General features: G+C 71.5%; 17 protein-coding genes. 7 read left to right on the top strand and 10 right to left on the bottom strand.

All coding sequences use genetic code 11. The features are described 5' to 3' along the window. Positions 1-7: 7 nt before the first annotated feature. Positions 8-850, bottom strand: coding sequence for an IclR family transcriptional regulator (locus AB0M73_RS26090; RefSeq protein WP_363895227.1), 843 nt, complete (start codon positions 848-850; stop codon positions 8-10). A gap of 284 nt (positions 851-1,134) precedes the next feature. On the opposite strand from AB0M73_RS26090, the gene AB0M73_RS26085 reads away from it, so the two are divergent. After that, a complete protein-coding gene (locus AB0M73_RS26085) occupies positions 1,135-1,374 on the top strand; it encodes a hypothetical protein (protein WP_363895224.1) in 240 nt (79 codons plus the stop codon). Positions 1,375-1,626: 252 nt separating this feature from the next. After that, the gene (locus AB0M73_RS26080; protein ID WP_363895221.1) at positions 1,627-2,835 is read left to right on the top strand and encodes an erythromycin esterase family protein; all 1,209 of its coding nucleotides are present in this window, start codon (positions 1,627-1,629) and stop codon (positions 2,833-2,835) included. On the opposite strand, the gene AB0M73_RS26075 is transcribed toward AB0M73_RS26080, so the two are convergent. The 4 genes from AB0M73_RS26075 to AB0M73_RS26060 all read right to left on the bottom strand — a co-directional run bounded on the left by AB0M73_RS26075 (position 2,804) and on the right by AB0M73_RS26060 (position 6,453). Beyond that, on the bottom strand, positions 2,804-3,655 hold the full coding sequence (locus AB0M73_RS26075) for a GNAT family N-acetyltransferase (RefSeq protein WP_363895218.1): 852 nt from the start codon (positions 3,653-3,655) through the stop codon (positions 2,804-2,806). The two genes, AB0M73_RS26080 and AB0M73_RS26075, sit on opposite strands and share 32 nt — an antisense overlap. 171 nt (positions 3,656-3,826) lie before the next feature. Further along, positions 3,827-4,747 carry a transporter substrate-binding domain-containing protein gene (locus AB0M73_RS26070; RefSeq protein ID WP_363895215.1) on the bottom strand — a complete coding sequence of 307 codons (921 nt, stop codon included), beginning with the start codon at positions 4,745-4,747 and terminating at the stop codon, positions 3,827-3,829. Between the two features lie 15 nt (positions 4,748-4,762). Next, positions 4,763-5,527, bottom strand: coding sequence for an amino acid ABC transporter ATP-binding protein (locus AB0M73_RS26065; protein WP_363895212.1), 765 nt, complete (start codon positions 5,525-5,527; stop codon positions 4,763-4,765). Further along, positions 5,524-6,453, bottom strand: a complete 930-nt coding sequence (locus tag AB0M73_RS26060; protein WP_363895209.1) for an amino acid ABC transporter permease — start codon at positions 6,451-6,453, stop codon at positions 5,524-5,526. The genes AB0M73_RS26065 and AB0M73_RS26060 overlap by 4 nt, the downstream gene beginning before the upstream one ends. A gap of 276 nt (positions 6,454-6,729) precedes the next feature. On the opposite strand from AB0M73_RS26060, the gene AB0M73_RS26055 reads away from it, so the two are divergent. From AB0M73_RS26055 to AB0M73_RS26045, 3 genes are read left to right on the top strand one after another with little or no spacing between them, the layout of a single operon-like run. Beyond that, entirely contained in the window at positions 6,730-7,683 is a 954-nt protein-coding gene (locus tag AB0M73_RS26055) for an NADPH:quinone oxidoreductase family protein (protein ID WP_363895206.1), read from the top strand. 49 nt (positions 7,684-7,732) lie between these two features. Next, on the top strand, positions 7,733-8,302 hold the full coding sequence (locus AB0M73_RS26050) for a DUF4232 domain-containing protein (protein WP_363895203.1): 570 nt from the start codon (positions 7,733-7,735) through the stop codon (positions 8,300-8,302). Between the two features lie 21 nt (positions 8,303-8,323). After that, positions 8,324-9,061, top strand: coding sequence for an SDR family oxidoreductase (locus AB0M73_RS26045; RefSeq protein ID WP_363895200.1), 738 nt, complete (start codon positions 8,324-8,326; stop codon positions 9,059-9,061). A 184-nt stretch (positions 9,062-9,245) separates the two neighbouring features. Here AB0M73_RS26045 and AB0M73_RS26040 read toward each other — a convergent pair whose 3' ends face one another. Genes AB0M73_RS26040 through AB0M73_RS26020 form a run of 5 tightly spaced genes read right to left on the bottom strand, consistent with a single transcriptional unit; the run spans position 9,246 to position 13,021 of the window. Further along, positions 9,246-9,440, bottom strand: a complete 195-nt coding sequence (locus AB0M73_RS26040) for a 2-hydroxymuconate tautomerase (RefSeq protein WP_043727863.1) — start codon at positions 9,438-9,440, stop codon at positions 9,246-9,248. 53 nt (positions 9,441-9,493) lie between these two features. After that, on the bottom strand, positions 9,494-10,687 hold the full coding sequence (locus AB0M73_RS26035; protein WP_363895197.1) for an MFS transporter: 1,194 nt from the start codon (positions 10,685-10,687) through the stop codon (positions 9,494-9,496). Beyond that, positions 10,687-11,082, bottom strand: coding sequence for an MAPEG family protein (locus AB0M73_RS26030; protein ID WP_363895194.1), 396 nt, complete (start codon positions 11,080-11,082; stop codon positions 10,687-10,689). Before AB0M73_RS26030 ends, AB0M73_RS26035 begins: the two co-directional genes overlap by 1 nt. Next, on the bottom strand, positions 11,079-12,050 hold the full coding sequence (gshB, locus tag AB0M73_RS26025) for a glutathione synthase (RefSeq protein ID WP_363895191.1): 972 nt from the start codon (positions 12,048-12,050) through the stop codon (positions 11,079-11,081). The genes AB0M73_RS26030 and gshB overlap by 4 nt, the downstream gene beginning before the upstream one ends. Beyond that, complete coding sequence (locus tag AB0M73_RS26020) at positions 12,047-13,021, bottom strand: glutamate-cysteine ligase family protein (RefSeq protein WP_363895188.1); 975 nt, start codon at positions 13,019-13,021, stop codon at positions 12,047-12,049. The genes gshB and AB0M73_RS26020 overlap by 4 nt, the downstream gene beginning before the upstream one ends. Positions 13,022-13,102: 81 nt before the next feature. Here AB0M73_RS26020 and AB0M73_RS26015 point away from each other — a divergent pair, with 81 nt between their 5' ends. Together AB0M73_RS26015 and AB0M73_RS26010 are read left to right on the top strand one after the other, a co-directional pair. Continuing rightward, positions 13,103-15,877, top strand: a complete 2,775-nt coding sequence (locus tag AB0M73_RS26015) for an AAA family ATPase (protein WP_363895184.1) — start codon at positions 13,103-13,105, stop codon at positions 15,875-15,877. 156 nt (positions 15,878-16,033) lie between these two features. Continuing rightward, a complete protein-coding gene (locus tag AB0M73_RS26010) occupies positions 16,034-17,407 on the top strand; it encodes an FAD-binding oxidoreductase (protein WP_363895181.1) in 1,374 nt (457 codons plus the stop codon). The last annotated feature ends 70 nt before the right edge of the window (positions 17,408-17,477 follow it).

Below are 17,477 nucleotides of genomic sequence, written 5' to 3'. Positions count from 1 at the left end.
TCAGCGCCTACTGACCGCCGAGGAGCTGGGTGGCCTGCTGGGCGGCGCGGACGACCAAGGGGGCCCACTCGGCGCTCTGCTGGGTGGAGATCCGCATGGTGGGGCCGCTGATGCCCAGGGCGCCGACCAGCACACGGCCGGGGCCGAAGACCGGGGCGGACACGGAGGCCGCGCCGGGGTCGCGTTCCTCGAACGTCGAGGCGTAGCCCTGCTGGCGGGTCTGGGCGAGGAGGGCGCGGAGTAGGGCGGCGTCGGTGACGGTGGTGGAGGTGAACCGCTCCAGCGGGCGGTCCAGGACTTCGTCCACTGTGGACTCGTCCCAGGCCAGGAGGACGCGGCTGGCCGAGCCGGCGTGCAGCGGCATGAGCTTGCCGACGTACATCTCCCGGCGAATGGCGTGATAGGTCTCCGCCATCGCCACGCAGACGCGGACGTCGCCCTCCCGCCGGTACAGGCACGAGGTCTCGCCGGTGGCGTCCCGCAGCCACTCCAGGGCCGGGCGCACCACCTCGCTGACGTCCATGCCGGCGCCGGCCGGCGAGGCCCAGTAGCCGAACCGCAGGCCGATCCGGTAGCGGTCGCCGTGCCGGTCCAGGAACTGCTCCGCCACCATGTTGGCCACCAGCCGCTGGCACGTGCTGGCCGGCAGCCCGGTGGCCTTGCGGATCTCCAGGAACGTCAGCTCCGGCCGGTCCGGCGCGAACACCTCGATGATCTGCCGGATCTTGCCCAGCACCAGCAGCGGCCGAATCCCCCGGGGCAGCGCGCGGGGACCGTCGTCCTGCTCCGACGCCAGCTCGTCCCCGAGGTCGTCGGCGATGTCGTCCTGGTCGTCGAACTCGCTGCTCACGCCGGGATGATACCGGTTCGTCCCGGCGCCGTGGGCCACAACGACGGCGGGTCCACTGTGGACCCCGGGTCGGGCCGTCATGTCGAAGGCCAAGGTCGTGGGCAGGACGCTCCCGATGGCCGTCGTCATCACGGAGCGGTGCTCGGCGTCGACGGGTGGGTGGAGGCGGTGTCGTCCCACCCTGGGATGGGCGACCCGCCTGGTCAACAATCCATGTCCACAGCAACTGTTGCAGCGTACAATTGTTACGGGCGGCGGTTCCCGAGCTGAAGGAGATGGGGCGGATGTTCTCCGAGCGTGTCGTCGAGCAGTACCGATTCCTGTGCATCCGCTGCGGTTCCAACACCACGGACAGCTACCAGGCCGTGCTCATCACCGACTCCGAGGGCAATATCCGCTCCTTCTACTCCCGTGGTGGCCTGCCGTGCGAGGCCCCGGCCGCCGCGGAGACCCTCTGCCCCGACTGCCACCGCGGCCCGGTCCAGGTCACCCTGGCCCGCCAGACCGTGCTGACCAGCAGCTAACTCAGACGAAGTCGGCCGACCGAGGTCGGCCCGGCGCTCGTCCTCGGCCGCCTGACGGGCCATGCCGACCCGGATCCGGTCGACGGCAGCCGGCTGCTCGGCGGCGCCCGCCAAGTCGTCGCGGCCGCCGGCTCCCTGGCCGTCGCCTTCTGGCAGGTCTCCCATCCCCGGCCACGCTCCCGGGCTTGGTGGCGGTTCACGGCTCGTCAACCGTTCGTTGACAACTCTCATGCGTCAACTTACGGTTGACGCATGCCGCACGCACTTCGCACCCTTGACCCCGATGACGAGGACTTCAGCGACCTGGAACCGCTCCGGGACATCGTGGGCGACGCCCGGGTGGTGGCCATCGGCGAGAGCGCGCACCGGGTCCACGAGTTCTACCGACTGCGCCACCGCCTGACCCGCTTCCTGGCGCGGGAGTTGGGATTCAGCGCCTTCACCATGGAGTCCGGCTTCGCCGAGGGCCTCGCCGTCAACGAGCCGACGGCCGGCGACGAGGTCCTGCACGACGGCATCACCTACCGTTTCGGCCGCTGCGCCGAGATGCGCGATCACCTGCGCTGGATGCGAGCCAACGGGATTCGCTTCTACGGCATGGACATCTCCGGCTCCAGCGGCAGCACCGTGCCGGCCATCGAGGCTTGCCTGCCGCTGCTGGACGAGGTGGATCCCAGCTACGCCGAGGTGGTCCGGTCCACGCTGCTCCCCCTGTTCGACTACCTGCCCACCGACCGCACCGGCCACGCCTGGGTGGCGCCGGCCCTTCAGGCCTACATGGCGCTGGAGCCCTCCCGACGGCACGAGATCACCGCCCGCGTCGGGTCCTTCGCCGAGCGCCTACACGCCATGCGCGTCGACTACGCCGCCCAAGCCTCGCCGGACCGGGTCGAGAAGGCGCTGCACTGCGCGACCATGGCCCGCCACACGGACGCCTTCATGGCCGCCATATCCGACGGCGCGACTCGCACCTATCCCGGCGCCAACATGCGCGACCTCGCCATGGCCGAGACGGTCGAGTGGATCCTGCGCCGTGAGGACCGCGTCGTGGTCACCGCGCACAACGGGCACATCCAGCGCAGTCCGCTGTGGGCGCCGCCGGTCATCAACGACAAGCTGACCACGCTCGGCCAGAACCTCGCCGCCGCCCTCGGCCCCGACCTCGTGGTCATCGGCTCCGCCTTCGGCGGCGGAACCCTTCAGCTGCACCGCCCGCTGCTGGACGGCCCGCCCGGCCACGTCGAGCAGTTCACCGAGAAGGTGGGGCCGTTCGAACCCCACACCCTCGACGGCGTGCTCTCCACCTTCGGTCTTCCGCTGCACCTCACCGATCTGCGCAGCACGCCGGTGTCCTTCACGCACGTCATCAACGGCGGCGCGGCCCAGCCCATCGAGGCGTCCTACGACGCCGTGGTCTACATCGACAACGTCACACCGTGGCACGCATTTCCGGGGCAGTGAAGGCGTACACCGTGAACTCGCTGATCGGCACGTAGCCGAGCCGCTGATAGAGGGCATTGCTGGTGGGGTTGGACGGATTCGCGTACAGGACGACGTCTGTCGCCCCTGCGGCCAGCGCGGCCCGGCTCACCTCGACCGTGGCGGCGGCCGCGTAGCCCCGACCGCGCAGGTGGGCCGGGGTGTAGACGGGGTCGACGCGGACCATGCCGGCGACCATCGGCGTGTTGCCGGCGATGGAGACCGGCGTGCCGTCCGGGGTCTCCCAGAAGGTGAAAGTCTTGTCGGCGAAGCGGGATTCCGCCCAGGTGGGGGCCGGGGCTTCCGCTACGGCGTCGAGGAACTCGCCGCACCAGCGCACGAGATCCTCGTGGTCGGCCGGTTGCAGGACCCGGCCGCGGCCTTCGGGGAACGGATCGGGCGGGGTGAGCGTGCCGAGCCGGTACAGCCGAATCCGCACGGTCGGCTCCGCCGCCGCGCCGGTTTTCCGTTGCCAGGCCTCGGCAAACGCCGTCGAGGTGTCGTGGTCCGCGGTCACGGCGACAACCTCGCGGCCGGCCAGGTGGTCGGCCACGCTGTCGGCCTGGTCGGGTGTCAGCGGGGTGAGGTTCACGCGATGCGTCACGGGTCCGTGGAGGTAGGCGGCTCGGACCTCACCGTCCTGCACCAGCCAGCCCAGGCGGCCGGGCCGGCCGCTGAGCCGGAGCTTCTCCACCGAGGTCAACGGCGTGTTGTGCAGTGCCGGCCGCGACCGCAGGAAATCGCCCGTGTGGGCCAGAAACTCGAGGACGTCTTCGGTGCTGTGCCATTCCCCCGCGCTCATGGCTTCATGATCGCATCTACCGCCGACGACGGCACCGCGACTTTCGATACCGCGAGGCGACCTTTGCCTGAGAGGATCCCCGCATGACCACCGGGATCTTCGCCGAGTCGGCGCCCAGGTTCTCCGTCGACAGCCTTGCCCTCCGAGCCGCCGGCGAGCAGGGTGGAGTGGTCACAAAGTCGGCGTCGGGTTGACCGCGGACCGGGTGATGCCGGAGCTGTCCACGCCCCACTTGCCCAGGATCTTCGCGTAGTCGCCGGTGGCGATCAGCTTGTTGACGGCATCGCTTACCGCCTTGGCCACCGGGGATCCCTTGCCGGTCACGAAGCCGACGGGCGTCGAGCTGAACTGGCCGAGGAACTTCGTGTCGGGCACATGGGTCTCGTCGTACTTGAGGCTCAGCGTCGGTCCGAAGTAGACGTCGACCTTGCCGTTGGCCAGGCCGAGCCAGATGGGCGCGGTGTCGGAGAAGAGCTGCACGGAGTAGGGCTTCTTGCCGGCCGCGGCGCACTTGTCGGCGCCACTCGTGAGGATCTGCTGGAACGTGGAGCCCGGGCTGGTGGCGACAGTGAGGCCGCACAGGTCCTGGAGCGTCTTGACGCCGGCCGGGCCACGGTCGGCCGGGCCGAGGAAGGACTGGCCGTCGGACAGGTAGGTGGCGAAGTCGACGACCTTCTCGCGGGCGGCCGTGACGCCGAAGTTGTCCTGGCCCACGTCGTACTTGCCGTTCTGCACGCCGGGAATGATCGTCTCGAAGGTCCCGTTCTGCACGGTCCAGGTGATGCCGAGGACCTTGGCCACGGCGTCACGCAGGTCCACGTCGAGGCCGACGTTCTTGCCGTTCACGGTGCCGCCGTGGGGCAGGCCGGCGGTGCCGGGCGACAACGTCGTGCCCAGCGTGAGGGACGTCGTCGACGGCGGCAGCTCGGCGTGCAGGGCCGCATCCACCGACAGGGACGACACGACGTCCTGCGTCGGGTACGTCACCGGCGAGGTCGCTGCGGCCGGATCTTCGGCGGTGGCCGATCCACACGCCGTCAGGACCACCGCGAGCGCCGCCAGCGAAACCCCGAGAACACCCGATCTGAACACGAAGAAGCCCTTCTCCTACAGCACGGCGGACAGGAACACCCGCGCCCGGTCATGGCGTGGATGGGCGAAGACCTCGGCCGGCGGCCCCGACTCGACGATCCGGCCGCCGTCGAGGAACACCACGGTGTCGGCGACCTCGCGGGCGAAGCCGATCTCATGCGTGACAACAAGCATTGTCATGCCGCTGGCCGCCAGGTCCTTCATGACGCCGAGGACCTCGCCGACCAGCTCCGGGTCGAGCGCGCTGGTCGGCTCGTCGAACAGCATCAGGCGCGGCTCCATGGCCAGCGCCCGCGCGATGGCGACGCGCTGCTGCTGGCCGCCGGACAGCTGCCGTGGATAGGCCTGCGCGCGCCCGGCCAGCCCGACCCGCGCCAACAGCTCCTCGGCCCGGCCGGTCGCCTCCTTTTTGGACAGTCGGCCGGCGGCCAGCGGACCTTCGACGACGTTGTCCAGCACGGTCAGATGCGGGAACAGGTTGAACTGCTGGAACACCATGCCGATCCGGGACCGCTGCCGGGTGATCGCCGACGGCCGCAGCTCGTGCAGGCGTCGGTGCGCGTAGCGGTAGCCGATGATCTCGCCGCCGACCTCGACGAAGCCGGCGTCCGGCTTCTCCAGGTGGTTGACGCACCGCAGCAGCGTGCTCTTGCCGGCGCCGGACGGGCCGAGCAGCACCGCCACCTCGCCCTCGCGGACGTCCAGCTCGACGTCGTCCACCACGACGTTCGAGCCGAAACTCTTGCGCAGCCCGCGAATGCGCACCAGCGGCGGTGTCATGAGATGCCGGCCAGGTTCCGGAACAGCGGGATGTTCGAGCGCGTGACGGCCCACAGGCCGCGCGAACCGCCCCGGCGGCTGCCGCGCGCGTAGAACCGCTCGACGTAGTACTGCCCGACCGACAGCACGGTGGTGAGCAGGACGTACCAGATCGTCGCCACCAGCAGCAGCGGGATGATCAGGAAGTTCTGGTTGTAGATCAGCTGCACCGAGTACAGCAGGTCCTGCACGGCGATCACGCTCACGATGGACGTGGCCTTGAGCATGGAGATCAGCATGTTGCCCGACGCCGGCACGATCGCCGGCATGGCCTGCGGCAGCACCACCCGGCGGAAGATCCGCAGCGGCCCCAGGCCGAGTGCCTGCGCCGCCTCGACCTGGCCGTGCTCCACAGAAAGGATGCCGCCACGGATGATCTCCGACGAGAAGGCCGCCACGTCCAGGGTGAGGCCGACGAACGCGGCCAGCACACCGGTGAACAGGTGCGCCGTCTTCACCGTGACGAACGCCGGCCCGAACGGAATCCCCAGTGAGAGCTCGGGATACAGCGACGCGAGCTCGTACCAGAACAGCAGCTGCACCAACGGCGGCACCGACCGGATCAGCCACACGTAGCCGAAACTCACCAGGCGCAGCACGGGGTTGCGGGACAGTCGCATGACCGCGAGCACCACACCGAGCAGATACCCGCAGATCATCACCGCCGCCGTCAGCCACAGCGTCAGCACCAGGCCGTTCATGATCGGGGCGGTGGTGAAGTACCGCCAGACGATCGGCCATTGGAAGCGCGGGTTGGTGAACAGCGTGTGCACCACCATGGCCACCAGCACGACGACCACCGCGGCCGACACCCACTGGCCGGGCCGCCGCAGCGGCACCAGCCGCGCAGCGAGAAGATCGGTGTCCGACGGAAATCTGTCGGACACCGATTCTTCTTGCCGCGCAAGGGCGATCGACGCTTCGTCGGAACGTGTCACCGGGCCATCATGGACGGCCACCACGGTCAACCGTCAATGCGCGGTCACCCCTTCCCACGCAGTGGACGTCCCGGACGACGCACTCCGGCGCGACGTACGGTCGGATCATGGTGAACCCCGGACTGCATCTCGCCATCGAGATCGACGGCGACGGCGCCGTCGGTCCTCACGCCCAACGCGTCCGGCCGCGCGAACTGATGACTCCGGAACGGGGAACACGCTGACATGCGGGCAATTCAGGTCACGCGGCATGGCGGCCCGGAGGCACTGAAGGTGGCGGAGGTCGACGCCCCCGTGCCCACCGAGGGCCGGCTGCTGGTCGCCGTCACCGCTGCCGGCGTCAACTTTGCCGACGTGTCAAGGATAGCCGGCACCTACTCCCCCGCCGTCGAGCTGCCTTTCGTGCCCGGCTCCGAGGTTGTCGGCCATACCGCGGACGGCCGCCGCGTGGTCGGGCTGTCCTTCGGTGGCGGTGGTTTCGCCGAGCAGGCGCTGGTTCCGGCCGACTCCGCGGTGGAGGTGCCCGACGGCGTGAGCGATGAGCAGGCACTCGCGCTGCTGGTGCAGGGCCTCACCGCCTGGCACCTTCTTCGCGGCTCCGCCCGCCTGCGTGACGGCGAATCCGTTGCCGTCAATGCCGCCGCCGGTGGCGTCGGCTCCCTGGCCGTTCAGCTGGCCCGGGAATTCGGCGCCGGTCGGGTCATCGCCGCCGCGTCCACTTCGGACAAACGCCGGCTGGCCCTCGATCTCGGCGCCGACGCGACCGTCGACAGCGCCCCCGGCGGTTACGCCGACCGGATCCGTCAGGCCAACGGCGACCAGGGCGTCGATGTCGTCCTCGATGCCAACGGCGGCCCCGCCATCACCGCCGGACTCGACGCGCTGGCCCAGTTCGGCCGCCTGGTCAGCTACGGCGACGCCGCGCACCAGGGCCGCCCCTCCATCGACCCCGGAGCTCTCGCCGAGCGCAACCTCTCCGTCTCCGGTTTCTGGCTCCGTCCCGCCCTCGGCCTCCCGTTCGGCTACCGCGAGCCGCTCGTCGAACTGCTCGGACTCACCGCGCAGGGCCGCCTCCGTCCCCTCACCGCCTCCCGCTACCCGCTCGTCGAGGCCGGTCGGGCCTTCGCCGATCTCACCGCCCGCCGCACCACGGGCAAGGTGGTTCTGCTCGTGGCGTGACCGATCGCTCGGACCCGACCACTCCGCCAGGCATGGCAGAGTTGTTGGTGTGAAGCTCCGGCACTTGCTCCTGCTCGGCACCGGCACCCTGATGGTGGGCTGCTCCGCCGCCCCCGCGCCGACGCCCCAGCCGACGACCACCACCGCGGAGCGGCCGCACGGGCCGCTGATCTCCCTGGGCAGGACCGATGCGGCGACGGGACTGCGGGCGCTGCCCATCCACCTCGCCAACTGCGGCAACGCGCCGTTGACGGTGACCGGCTACCCCGCGCTGCGGGTGCTGGACGAGGACCGCAAGCCCATCGACGTCACGGTGGCCGAGGGCGCCGATTCGGTGGCTCAGGTGCCGAGTCTGCAGCACTCGCCGACGACCTTCACCCTGGCGCCGGGCCAGCAGGCCGGCGCGGCCGTGGTGTGGAAGAACACCGTGACCGACGCGACCGTCGAAGCAACCAGCGGCACCTACTTCGACATCGCGCCCGCGACGGGTCAGCCCTGGCAGACCCGCAAGGCCGACGGGCCCATCGACCTCGGCAACACCGGCAAGGTCGGCCTGAGCCCCTGGACGCCCGACGCCGAGCCGGCCACCTGCCAGCAGCCTGCCCAGGACGGGACCTGAACATTCTGGTAGAGGTTGATCATGACGGAACTGATGGAGCTGGCCGGGCGAACGGTGATCGTCACGGGTGCGTCGTCCGGGATCGGGGAGTCCACGGCGCGACTGCTGCATGCCGCCGGGGCGTTTCCGGTGCTGGCGGCACGGCGGGCGGATCGGCTGGCCGCGTTGAGCGAGGAGCTCGGCGGGGCGCTGGCGGTAGCCACGGACGTAACCGAGGCGGGACAGGTGCGCGATCTGGTCGCGGCAGCGCTGGAGCGGCACGGGAGGATCGACGGCCTCGTGAACAACGCGGGCGTCGGCCTCCAGGGACCGATCGCCGACGTGGACGCCGCCGAGTACCGGAAGGTGCTCGACCTCAACGTGGTCAGCCTGATCGAGGTGACCCAGGCCGTGCTGCCGGCCATGCGGGAGCGGGGCTTCGGGCGGATCGTGAACGTCAGCTCGGGCACCACCCGCCGGGTCGCGACCGGCATCGGGGCGTACGCGGCGAGCAAGGCGGCGGTGAACATGATCAGCTCGGTGCTGCGGGAGGAGCTGGCGGCGGACGGGATCGCGGTGTCGCTGCTGCTGCCGTCGATGACCGCGACCGAGTTCGGCGACGGCATCTTCAAGGACGGTGTGCCGCCCCGGCCGGGCGCGGTCGTGCACAGCGCCGAGTACGCGGCCGGGGTGGTGCTGCGCCTGCTGCGCACCGGCGAGGGCACCTTCGACATCCCGCACGGCCCGGAGCAGCCGGACATCGCCAGGGTGCCCGAATGAAATCCTGACGCCGCAGAGGATCAACAACGCCGACAGCGTCCACAATGGACCTGGTGAAGCGGCAGCGCGCATCAGCCGGCCGGGGCGGAACGTCCCGCGCCGTTCAGCCCTGACGTCGAGCGGACCCCGCTTGGGTCGACTTCGGGGCCGAATCTCCTCGTCTGCTGGACGAAGCGACCTCGAACTAACCCCTGGCCCGCTCCTCCAACGTCACGTCGCCGGCGGCCCAGTGGGACGGCTGCACCTCGGTGACGACGACTCGGACGTTGCTGACCGGCGCGTCCACGGCGCGGGCGACGGCGGCGGTGACCTCGCTGATCAGGGCGCGGATCTGCTCCGGCGTCCGGCCGGCGGCGAGGGAAACCTGGACGAACGGCATGGACGTGCCTCCTGGGGCGTGATCGAACAACGGTGTCGAACAACTGCTGACGATCACCACAGTGCCATGCGACGGGGTCGGCGGAGTGCGAGACCGAGCAGGACGGCCCCAACGGTCGCGACGGCGCTGACGGCGAGTGCGGTGCGGGGGCCGGTCAGGGCGATCAGGGTGGCGGTCAGCGGGGCGCCGGCGGCGGTGCCGCCGAGCAGGACAACGGCGAACAGCGACATGACACGCCCGGTCATGGCGGGTTCGCAGCGTTGCAGGACGGCGAGCACGAAGGCGATGAACAACGACCAGGCGAGGCCGACGCCGGCCAGTCCGACCAGCGCGATCGGCACGGAAGTAGACGCGGCGGTGAGGACCAGGGCAGCGGCCATCAAGCCGGCCACGCGGGTGAGGGCGTGCGGGCCGGGTTCGCCGCGGGCGGTGGCAACGAGTGCGCCGACCAGGCTGCCCACGGTGACGGCGGTGAAGGCGGCGCCGACGAGCGCGGGACCGCCGGACAACGAGACCCGGACGAAGATCGGCACCGACACCTGAACGGTGAAGCCGAGGGTGGCGACGACGGCCAGGGCGAGCAGGGGCGCCCGCAGTGCGGGTGTGCGCCACACGTGACGCAGCCCGTCCCGGATCTGCCCGCCGGCCCGGCGGATCCGTGGTGACGGACCGACCCGGATCGTCGCCAGCAGCAAGGCGTCGCCGAGGAAGGACGCGGCGTTGGCGGCGAAGGTGGCCGTCACGCCGACCGTCGTGACCAACACCGCGCCGAGCGCCGAGCCGGCGGTCATGCCGACCAGCATCACGGTGCCGCTCAACGCGGACGCCCCGGCCGCTGCCTCGGCGGGCGCCAGCATCGGCACCAGGGCGCGGCGGGCTGGGGTGTCCAGCGCGTTGATCACTCCCCATGCGGCGGCCAGGAGGTAGATCAGTGGCAGATCGAGGACTCCGGCGCCGGCCGCGAGGGTGTAGCCGAGGGCGACCAGGCCGAGGCCGGTCTCGGCGAGGATCAACAGGCGCTTGCGGTCGTGCCGGTCGGCCAGCGTGCCGAACCACGGTCCGAGCAGCAGGCTGGGAGCGAACTGCCATGCCACCAGCCAGCCCAGGGCCTCCGGATCCCGTTCGACGACCACCCACGACAGCGCCACGACCTGTGCCCACGAGCAGGCGACCGACGGGAGCTGGCCGGCGAGGTACCGGCGCAGCCCCGGCGCCTTCAGGGCCGCGATGGCCGGATGCCCGGTCATCACAACGTGAACGCTGTTGCGACGGCCAGCGCGACCCCGAAGACGTAGGTCCCCATGGCGCCGATGAGACGCCACGGGGTCTGGTCGGCGAGGCTCGGCGCGGTCAGCATGCCGAAGGCGTGGATCAGGCGGGACAGCGTGCCGCCGACGATCAGCGTGATGGCGAGCCACGCCGGGCTGTGCAGCCCGACGAGCAGGAACAGGACGATCATCGTCGGCACGTACTCGGCCGCGTTGCCGTGGGCTCTGATCGCGATGAGCAGCGGGCTGGCCGGATCGCTCGGCATCTGCGAGCCGTTGGCCTTGGCGGTGACGCCGCGGAGCCGGGACACGTTGAAGCCGAGCAGGAACACCAGTGCAGCGAGGATCGCGGTGCAGATGATGGCGGTGGTCATGACTTTCTCCTTCGGTTGGGCGTGGCGAGCACGCTGTCGAGCAGGTCGGCGCAGAGCGTCCAGCCGAGCAGGGCGTCGGCCTTGCGCAGCGCGCCGACGCTGGTGACGTTGACTTCGATGAGGTACGGCCCGATCACGTCGAGACCGGCGAGGCGGATGCCGTAGCGGTCGAGGTGCGGGGCCAGCCGCGCACAGATTTCCTTGTCCCGCACGGTGATCGGCGCCTCGACGGTCGGGTTGCCGATCCGGAAGTCGCCGGCCGCCGGGTAGCGGTGGACCGCCCCGACCGGCTCGCCGCCGACCACGAAGACCCGCTTGTTGCCGGCCCCGACCTCGCGCAGGTAGCGCTGGACGAGCACCGCGCGGGCGCCGTTGTCGGTGGAAATCTCCAGCAGCGAGGCGAGGTTCGGGTCGTGCCGGCTCAGCCGCAGCACACCGCGGCCGGCGAAGCCGTCGACCGGTTTGACGACGGCGTCCCCGTGCTCGGTCAGGAAGCCGCGGATGGTGGCCGGATCGGCGGTGAGCGCGGTCGGCGGGATGAGGTCGGGGAAGCTCAGTGGCATGACGTGCTCGCTACACACCCGGATGCCGCGCGGGTCGTTGACCATCGCCGTGCGCCTCGGGTCGACAAGGTCCAAGACCAGCAAGGCATTCGTGTAGGTCTCGTCGACCGGCGGCTCTGTGCGGATGAACACCGCGTCCGCGTCGTCCAGCCGGAGGTGCTTCGGCGCGCCCGCCTCGAACCACGCGTCCGGCACCGACCAGCGGTGGCCGGACACCGGCTTCGACGGCGCGAGCCGGACCTGGCGGGCAAGGGCGCGGGGCCGGCCGTTCACCACCTCCAGCCGCCGGGCCTCGGTGATCCAGACCTCCGCGCCGCGGTCCTGCGCCGCGTGCATCAGGCCGACCGTGGTGTCGATCGACGGATCCAACGACTCGAGCGGGTCGGCGACGAACACGATCTTCATGACACGCCCCCGACGGCCAGCGTCGAGCCGGCGATCGACAGGAGCTCCCTGCTCTCCGGCGAGTGGCCGGCCGCGGCCTCGCTCCAGGCCCGATCCTGATCAGCGGCCCGGGGCACCAGCAGGTCGAGCGCCGCGCGCCGGGCCCGCGTGTCGCACAGCAGCGTCGTGACGGTGGCGATCGCGTCGCCGACCCGCCACAGCGGTTGGGCGTCCAGGTAGCGGATCTCGAGGTAGCCGCCGCGCGGCCGCACCGGCGGGAACAGAGTCGACAGGTGGTAGCCGGGGTCGGCGGTCTCCGGGATCGGCAGCCGAGGCGCCGCCGTCGCGAACGCCTGATACGCCCCGACCGGGTCGGCGATGTCGAAGTGCCGGCCGTCGTAGCCGGTGCGGCGCAGGTCCACGCCCTGCCAGATACGGGTGCGCTCGCCGTCGGAGGTGTCGAAGGCGGCGGCGAGGGGCGGTCCGGCGAGGGTGGCCACCAGCCACTGCTCCCGTCCGGCCAGCCCGGGCAGCAGGTCCACTGCGATCTGGAGGGAGGCGGTGAGCCGCATCATCCGACGGCCGGCCGGGCCGATTTCGTCGAACGCCTCCTGCATCGCGAGGTAGCGCGGCGATGGCGCACGCAGCGGGACTTCTGCGCTGCCGTGGTACGAGTTGACGCCCACGGTCTCCAGCCGGATGCCACGGGCGGACGCGAGCTCGGTGGCCCGACGCAGCATCGCGCGCAGGTCTCCGACCAGGGCGTCGACGCTCGGCCGTGGGGCCGGGCTGAGCTCCAGCTGGCCGCCCGGCTCGAAGCTCGGCACGGCCGTGGCCACGAAGGCCGGGTCGAATCCGGCGGCCAGCACGCGAGGGTCGACCGGACGGGGCGAGGCGGTGTCGGTCACCGGGATCAGCTCGACCTCGGCCCCGACTCGCCCGGGCCGTCGGGCCGGGGTGAAGAGTCGCTCAACCTCAGTGCTCAGGTTCATGGCGACGACACTCCCGCGGCGGGTCGCCACGCACATCAGTGCTGGCACGCAAGCCGGTACTGCATCGGTGATACTGCCCCCGTGACCTCGACGGACTCGCTCGTCGGGCGCCGGGCCGAGCTGGGCCTGCTGCGCCGCCAGCTGGCCGACGCCCGTGCCGGGTCGGGCCACCTGGTGCTGGTGAGCGGGCCGGCCGGGATCGGCAAGACCCGCCTGGTCGAGGAGCTGGTAGCCGGCGCCGGCGGCATGCCGGTCGGGTGGGGCGCGGCCGTCGCCGATGCGGGGATGCCGGCGCTGTGGCCATGGGCCCGGGCGCTACGGGAACTGCCCGCGCCACGCGCCGCCGTAGCCGCTCTCATCGCCGGGACTGCCCAGCGCGAGTACAGCTCGGCCGAGGAGTCGACGGCGGCGATCTTCGCCGCCGACACCGCCGTGCTCGACGCGCTCGGTGAGCAGGCCTGTGCCGGGTCGGGGTTGTTGGTCGTGCTTGACGATCTCCAGTGGGCCGACCGGGCGACGCTGCGCCTGCTGGACCGCGTCGCCGCCGAGGTCCGCCGGCTCCCGTTGCTGGTCGTCGGCGTGCACCGGGACGGGGCCGCCCTGTGCACGCACCGTGCGGCCGAGGTGGTCGGCCTCGGCCCGCTGTCGCCGAGCGAGTCCGCCCTGCTGTTGTCGACCGCCGTCGACGGCACCGACACGGCCGTGGTGCGGCGCGCGGCCGAGTTGTCGGGCGGCAATCCGCTCTATCTCAGGACTCTGGCCCGGGCGGCAGCGGACACGCTGCGCAGTGGGACGGCCTGGGAGGACGCCGCCGGGACGGCGCCCGCGCTGCGGCATCTCGTGACGGCGGCGATGCAGGCCTCCGGCGGCGAAGCCGCAGCGGCGGTCGAGGCGCTGACGGTGCTCGGGCCCGACACGGAACCTGACGTGGTGGCGCGGCTGATCGGGGTCGACTCGCCGAGCGCCGCGCTCGAACGCTTCCTCCCCGCCGTGCCGGCCGGTTTGGTGGAAATCGCGCCCGGTGACCGGGTTCGGTTCGCCCACGTGCTGGTCCGCGACGCGGCGTACGCCTCGCTGTCGCCGTCACGGCGGGCGTCGCTGCACCGGGCGGCCGCGGAGCTGCTGGAACCCTTGGCGGTCGGCCGCGACGAGCGGGCCGGGGCGGTGGCCGAGCACTGGCATCGCGCGGGCGAACCCGGCAACGCGATCCCGTGGGCGATCCGCGCTGCGGAGGCGGCGCGGGCGGCCGGCGCCTACGAGCAGTCGGCGTCCTATGTGCGCCTGGCACTCGACGCCGGCGCGCCGGACCGGGCCGAACTGCTGCTCGACCTGGCCAGGGTGCAGTACCTCGCCGGCCACATCGGACAGAGCGCCGAGACCTGCGAGCAGGCCGCGGAAGACGGCGAGCGGACCGGCCGTGGCGAGGTGGTGGGCCGCGCCGCGATCATCGTCCAGGGCGTCGGGCATCCCGAGGTCAATCGCCGGCTTGAGGACCTGTGCCGCCGCGCGCTCCGCCTGCTCGGCGCCGACGCGCCGGCCGCGCTGCGGGCCAGGGTGGAGGCCCAGCTGGCGTGCGTGCTCTTCGAACTCGAGGAGAACGACGAGGCGTCCCGCCGATCGCGCGGCGCGCTGGAGCTGGCGATGGCCAGCGGCGACCCGAACGCCGAGCTGGACGCGATCAGGGCCCGGGCCGGAGTCGAGTGGCGGCCGCGGTTCAACGAGGAGATGGTCGCGCTCGGGCGGCGGGCCATCGAGCTGGCCGAGCCGGCCGGTCGGCCGATGGCCCGGTTGTGGGCCCACATCTGGCTTTCGGACGCCGCCGTGCACCGGGCGGACCCGGCGGGCGTGGCCCGCGAGGTCGGCGCGATGTCGGCGCTGGCCGACCGGACCGGACTGCCCCTGGTGCGGTGGCATGTGTTGCGCCGTCAGGCATCGCTGGCCGCGCTGTACGGGGATTTCGCCGCCAACCGCCGGCTGCGCGTCCAGGCCGCCGACGTCGCCGCGGACTGGGCCGACAGGTCCGTGCAGTTCACCGAGCTCGCCCAGTCGATCGGCCTCGCGCTGCTGCGCGGCGACCCCACCGATCTTGCCCCCGGTTGGGCGGACCACCTGCCGGAGATGCGGTCCTATCCGCCGGTCGCGCAGGCCGCTCTCGCGTCCGCAGTGCTGTTGGCCGGTCGGCGGGACGAGGCGCTGGCGCTGGCCGGGCCGCTCGTTCATGCCGTCTCCACCCTGAGTCGGGGTCTGGCCTCCGCGGCGCTGGCCTATCTGCCCGGTCTGGCCGTCGAATTCGGCGACCAGGCCGGGTGCCGGGCGGTCCGCGAGGTGCTGTCCGGGCTGTGCGACGAGTCGGACGTGATGGGAGCGGGAACCGTGTCGTACGAGGGTTCCGCCGCCCGCATGCTGGGCGAGCTGGACCTCGGCTGCGACGAGCCGGCCGCCGCAGTGCGGCATTTCGAGGCGGGGTTACGGATCGACGCCCAGCTCGGCGCGGCGCCATATGTCGCGCTAGGTCGCCTGGGACTGGCCCGCGCGCTGGAGCTGACCGGCGATCGCCGCCGGGCCGCCGAGCTGGCCCGCACCGCCGCAGCCGACGCGCGGCGGCTGGACATGCCCGGCCTGACGCGGGCCGCGGACGCATTCCTGGCCTCGGCCGGGGCCAACGCCGAGAACCCGCTGACGCCCCGGGAGCAGCAGATCACCGATCTGGTCGCTCAGGCGCTCACCAACCGGGCCATCGCGGACCTGCTTGTGCTGTCCGAACGCACCGTGGAAAGCCACGTCCGGCGAATTCTCGCCAAGACCGGCCTGAGCACCCGCACCGAGCTGGCCCGCTGGTTCCTCCAACAGCGCTGATCATGTCTCCATCCGGCGAATTCATGTCCCGATAAGAGGTTGACTCACTTCGTTCACATCTCCCCCGGCAATGGCGGCTGCCCGACCTGCCGACTCGCCTTGCGGGACAGCCGTCGGTCACGTTGCCTGGGAGGTGTGACATTCGACGATTCATCTGTGTCGCCCGATGATGCCGCTTCACTCGCCGCCGTTGTGGCGGGTCTGGTTGTGCTGCCGGGCGACGAGAGATATGACAATGAGCGGGCCGTCTTCAATCTGAATCACGAGCTGACGCCGGCGGTGATCGTGGTCGCGGAAAACGCCGCGGACGTCCAAGCGGCGGTCGCATTCGCCGCGGCCCGGCACCGGCCGGTGCTGGTGAAGACCACCGGCCACCAGATGGTCGGCACGGCCCGGGGCGCCGTCGTGATCGCGACCCACCGGATGAACGCCGTGGTCATCGACCCGGTCGGCCACACGGCTCGCGTCGGCGCCGGGGCGCTGTGGGGCGAGGTCGTCGCGGCGGCGGCCAAGGACGGCCTGGCCCCGTTGAACGGCTCGAATCCCACGGTCGGGGTCTCCGGCTACACCTTGGGCGGCGGCCTCAGCCCGACCCTCGGCCGCGCCCACGGCTACGCCGCCGACCACGTGCGCTCGCTGGAGGTGGTGACCGCGGACGGCGAGCTGCGCCACGTCCACGCCACGTCCGAACCCGAGCTGTTCTGGGCGCTGCGGGGCGGCAAGGGCAACTTCGGCGTGGTGACCGCGCTCGAATTCGATCTGTTCCCGGTGCCCCGCATCTACGGCGGCGGCCTCTATTTCGCCGGCGATCGAATGGCCGACGTGCTGCGCGCCTGGACCGCCTGGCTCCCGGACACGCCGGAAACCATGGTCTCGTCGTTCGCCGCATTGCGATTGCCGCCGTTGCCCGAACTGCCCGAGCCGCTGCGTGGCGTGTTCGCCGTGACGGTGCGATTCGCTTTCAGCGGCCCGGCCGAGGACGGCGAGCAGTCGATCGCACAGCTGCGGGCGATAGCGCCGACAATCATGGACACCGTGCGCGACATGCCGTACAGCGAAGTCGCATCCATCCACGACGAGCCGACCGAGCCGCTGCCCTATTACGAACGGGGCATCATGCTGCGGGAATTCCCCGAGCAGGCGCAGGACAAGCTGGTCGAACTCGTCGGCCCCGGCTCCGACACCACCATGTGGATCGCCGAGCTGCGGGCCCTGGGCGGGGCGTGGGATCGCGAGCCCGCGGTGCCCAACGCCGTGGCGACCAGGGGCCTGCCGTACAGCCTGCTGGGCGTCGAGGTCGGGCCGTTGGACGAGCAGCCCCGGCTCAAGCAGTCCATCGGCGCCCTGCTCGACGGCATGGCGCCCTGGCAGGGCGATCGGCGGCTGGTCAACAACCTCGCCCCGGAGGAGGCCGTCGACGCCGCCGCGATCTACGGCCCGGAACGCTACGCGCGGCTCGTGGCCGTCAAGAAGGCCTACGACCCGACCAACATGTTCCGGATCAACCACAACGTGTCGCCGACAACCTGAGCTGACCACGTCCTCACGGCGGAGCAGGCCGGGCACGTCGGCGATCCGGCGAACGACCATCCGCGCCGAA

The organism is Kutzneria sp. NPDC051319 (assembly GCF_040682195.1).
GTDB lineage: Bacteria > Actinomycetota > Actinomycetes > Mycobacteriales > Pseudonocardiaceae > Kutzneria.
This window is presented reverse-complemented; position numbering and strand designations above follow the sequence as displayed.

What these genes read in the sequence shown, in the direction of transcription:
- AB0M73_RS26085 (WP_363895224.1), top strand. Translation starts at nt 1,135, where the DNA reads ATGTTCTCCGAGCGTGTCGTCGAGCAGTACCGATTCCTGTGCATCCGC.
- AB0M73_RS26080 (WP_363895221.1), top strand. Translation starts at nt 1,627, where the DNA reads ATGCCGCACGCACTTCGCACCCTTGACCCCGATGACGAGGACTTCAGC.
- AB0M73_RS26075 (WP_363895218.1), bottom strand. Translation starts at nt 3,655, where the DNA reads ATGAGCGCGGGGGAATGGCACAGCACCGAAGACGTCCTCGAGTTTCTG.
- AB0M73_RS26065 (WP_363895212.1), bottom strand. Translation starts at nt 5,527, where the DNA reads ATGACACCGCCGCTGGTGCGCATTCGCGGGCTGCGCAAGAGTTTCGGC.
- AB0M73_RS26055 (WP_363895206.1), top strand. Translation starts at nt 6,730, where the DNA reads ATGCGGGCAATTCAGGTCACGCGGCATGGCGGCCCGGAGGCACTGAAG.
- AB0M73_RS26045 (WP_363895200.1), top strand. Translation starts at nt 8,324, where the DNA reads ATGACGGAACTGATGGAGCTGGCCGGGCGAACGGTGATCGTCACGGGT.
- AB0M73_RS26040 (WP_043727863.1), bottom strand. Translation starts at nt 9,440, where the DNA reads ATGCCGTTCGTCCAGGTTTCCCTCGCCGCCGGCCGGACGCCGGAGCAG.
- AB0M73_RS26035 (WP_363895197.1), bottom strand. Translation starts at nt 10,687, where the DNA reads ATGACCGGGCATCCGGCCATCGCGGCCCTGAAGGCGCCGGGGCTGCGC.
- AB0M73_RS26030 (WP_363895194.1), bottom strand. Translation starts at nt 11,082, where the DNA reads ATGACCACCGCCATCATCTGCACCGCGATCCTCGCTGCACTGGTGTTC.
- gshB (WP_363895191.1), bottom strand. Translation starts at nt 12,050, where the DNA reads ATGAAGATCGTGTTCGTCGCCGACCCGCTCGAGTCGTTGGATCCGTCG.
- AB0M73_RS26020 (WP_363895188.1), bottom strand. Translation starts at nt 13,021, where the DNA reads ATGAACCTGAGCACTGAGGTTGAGCGACTCTTCACCCCGGCCCGACGG.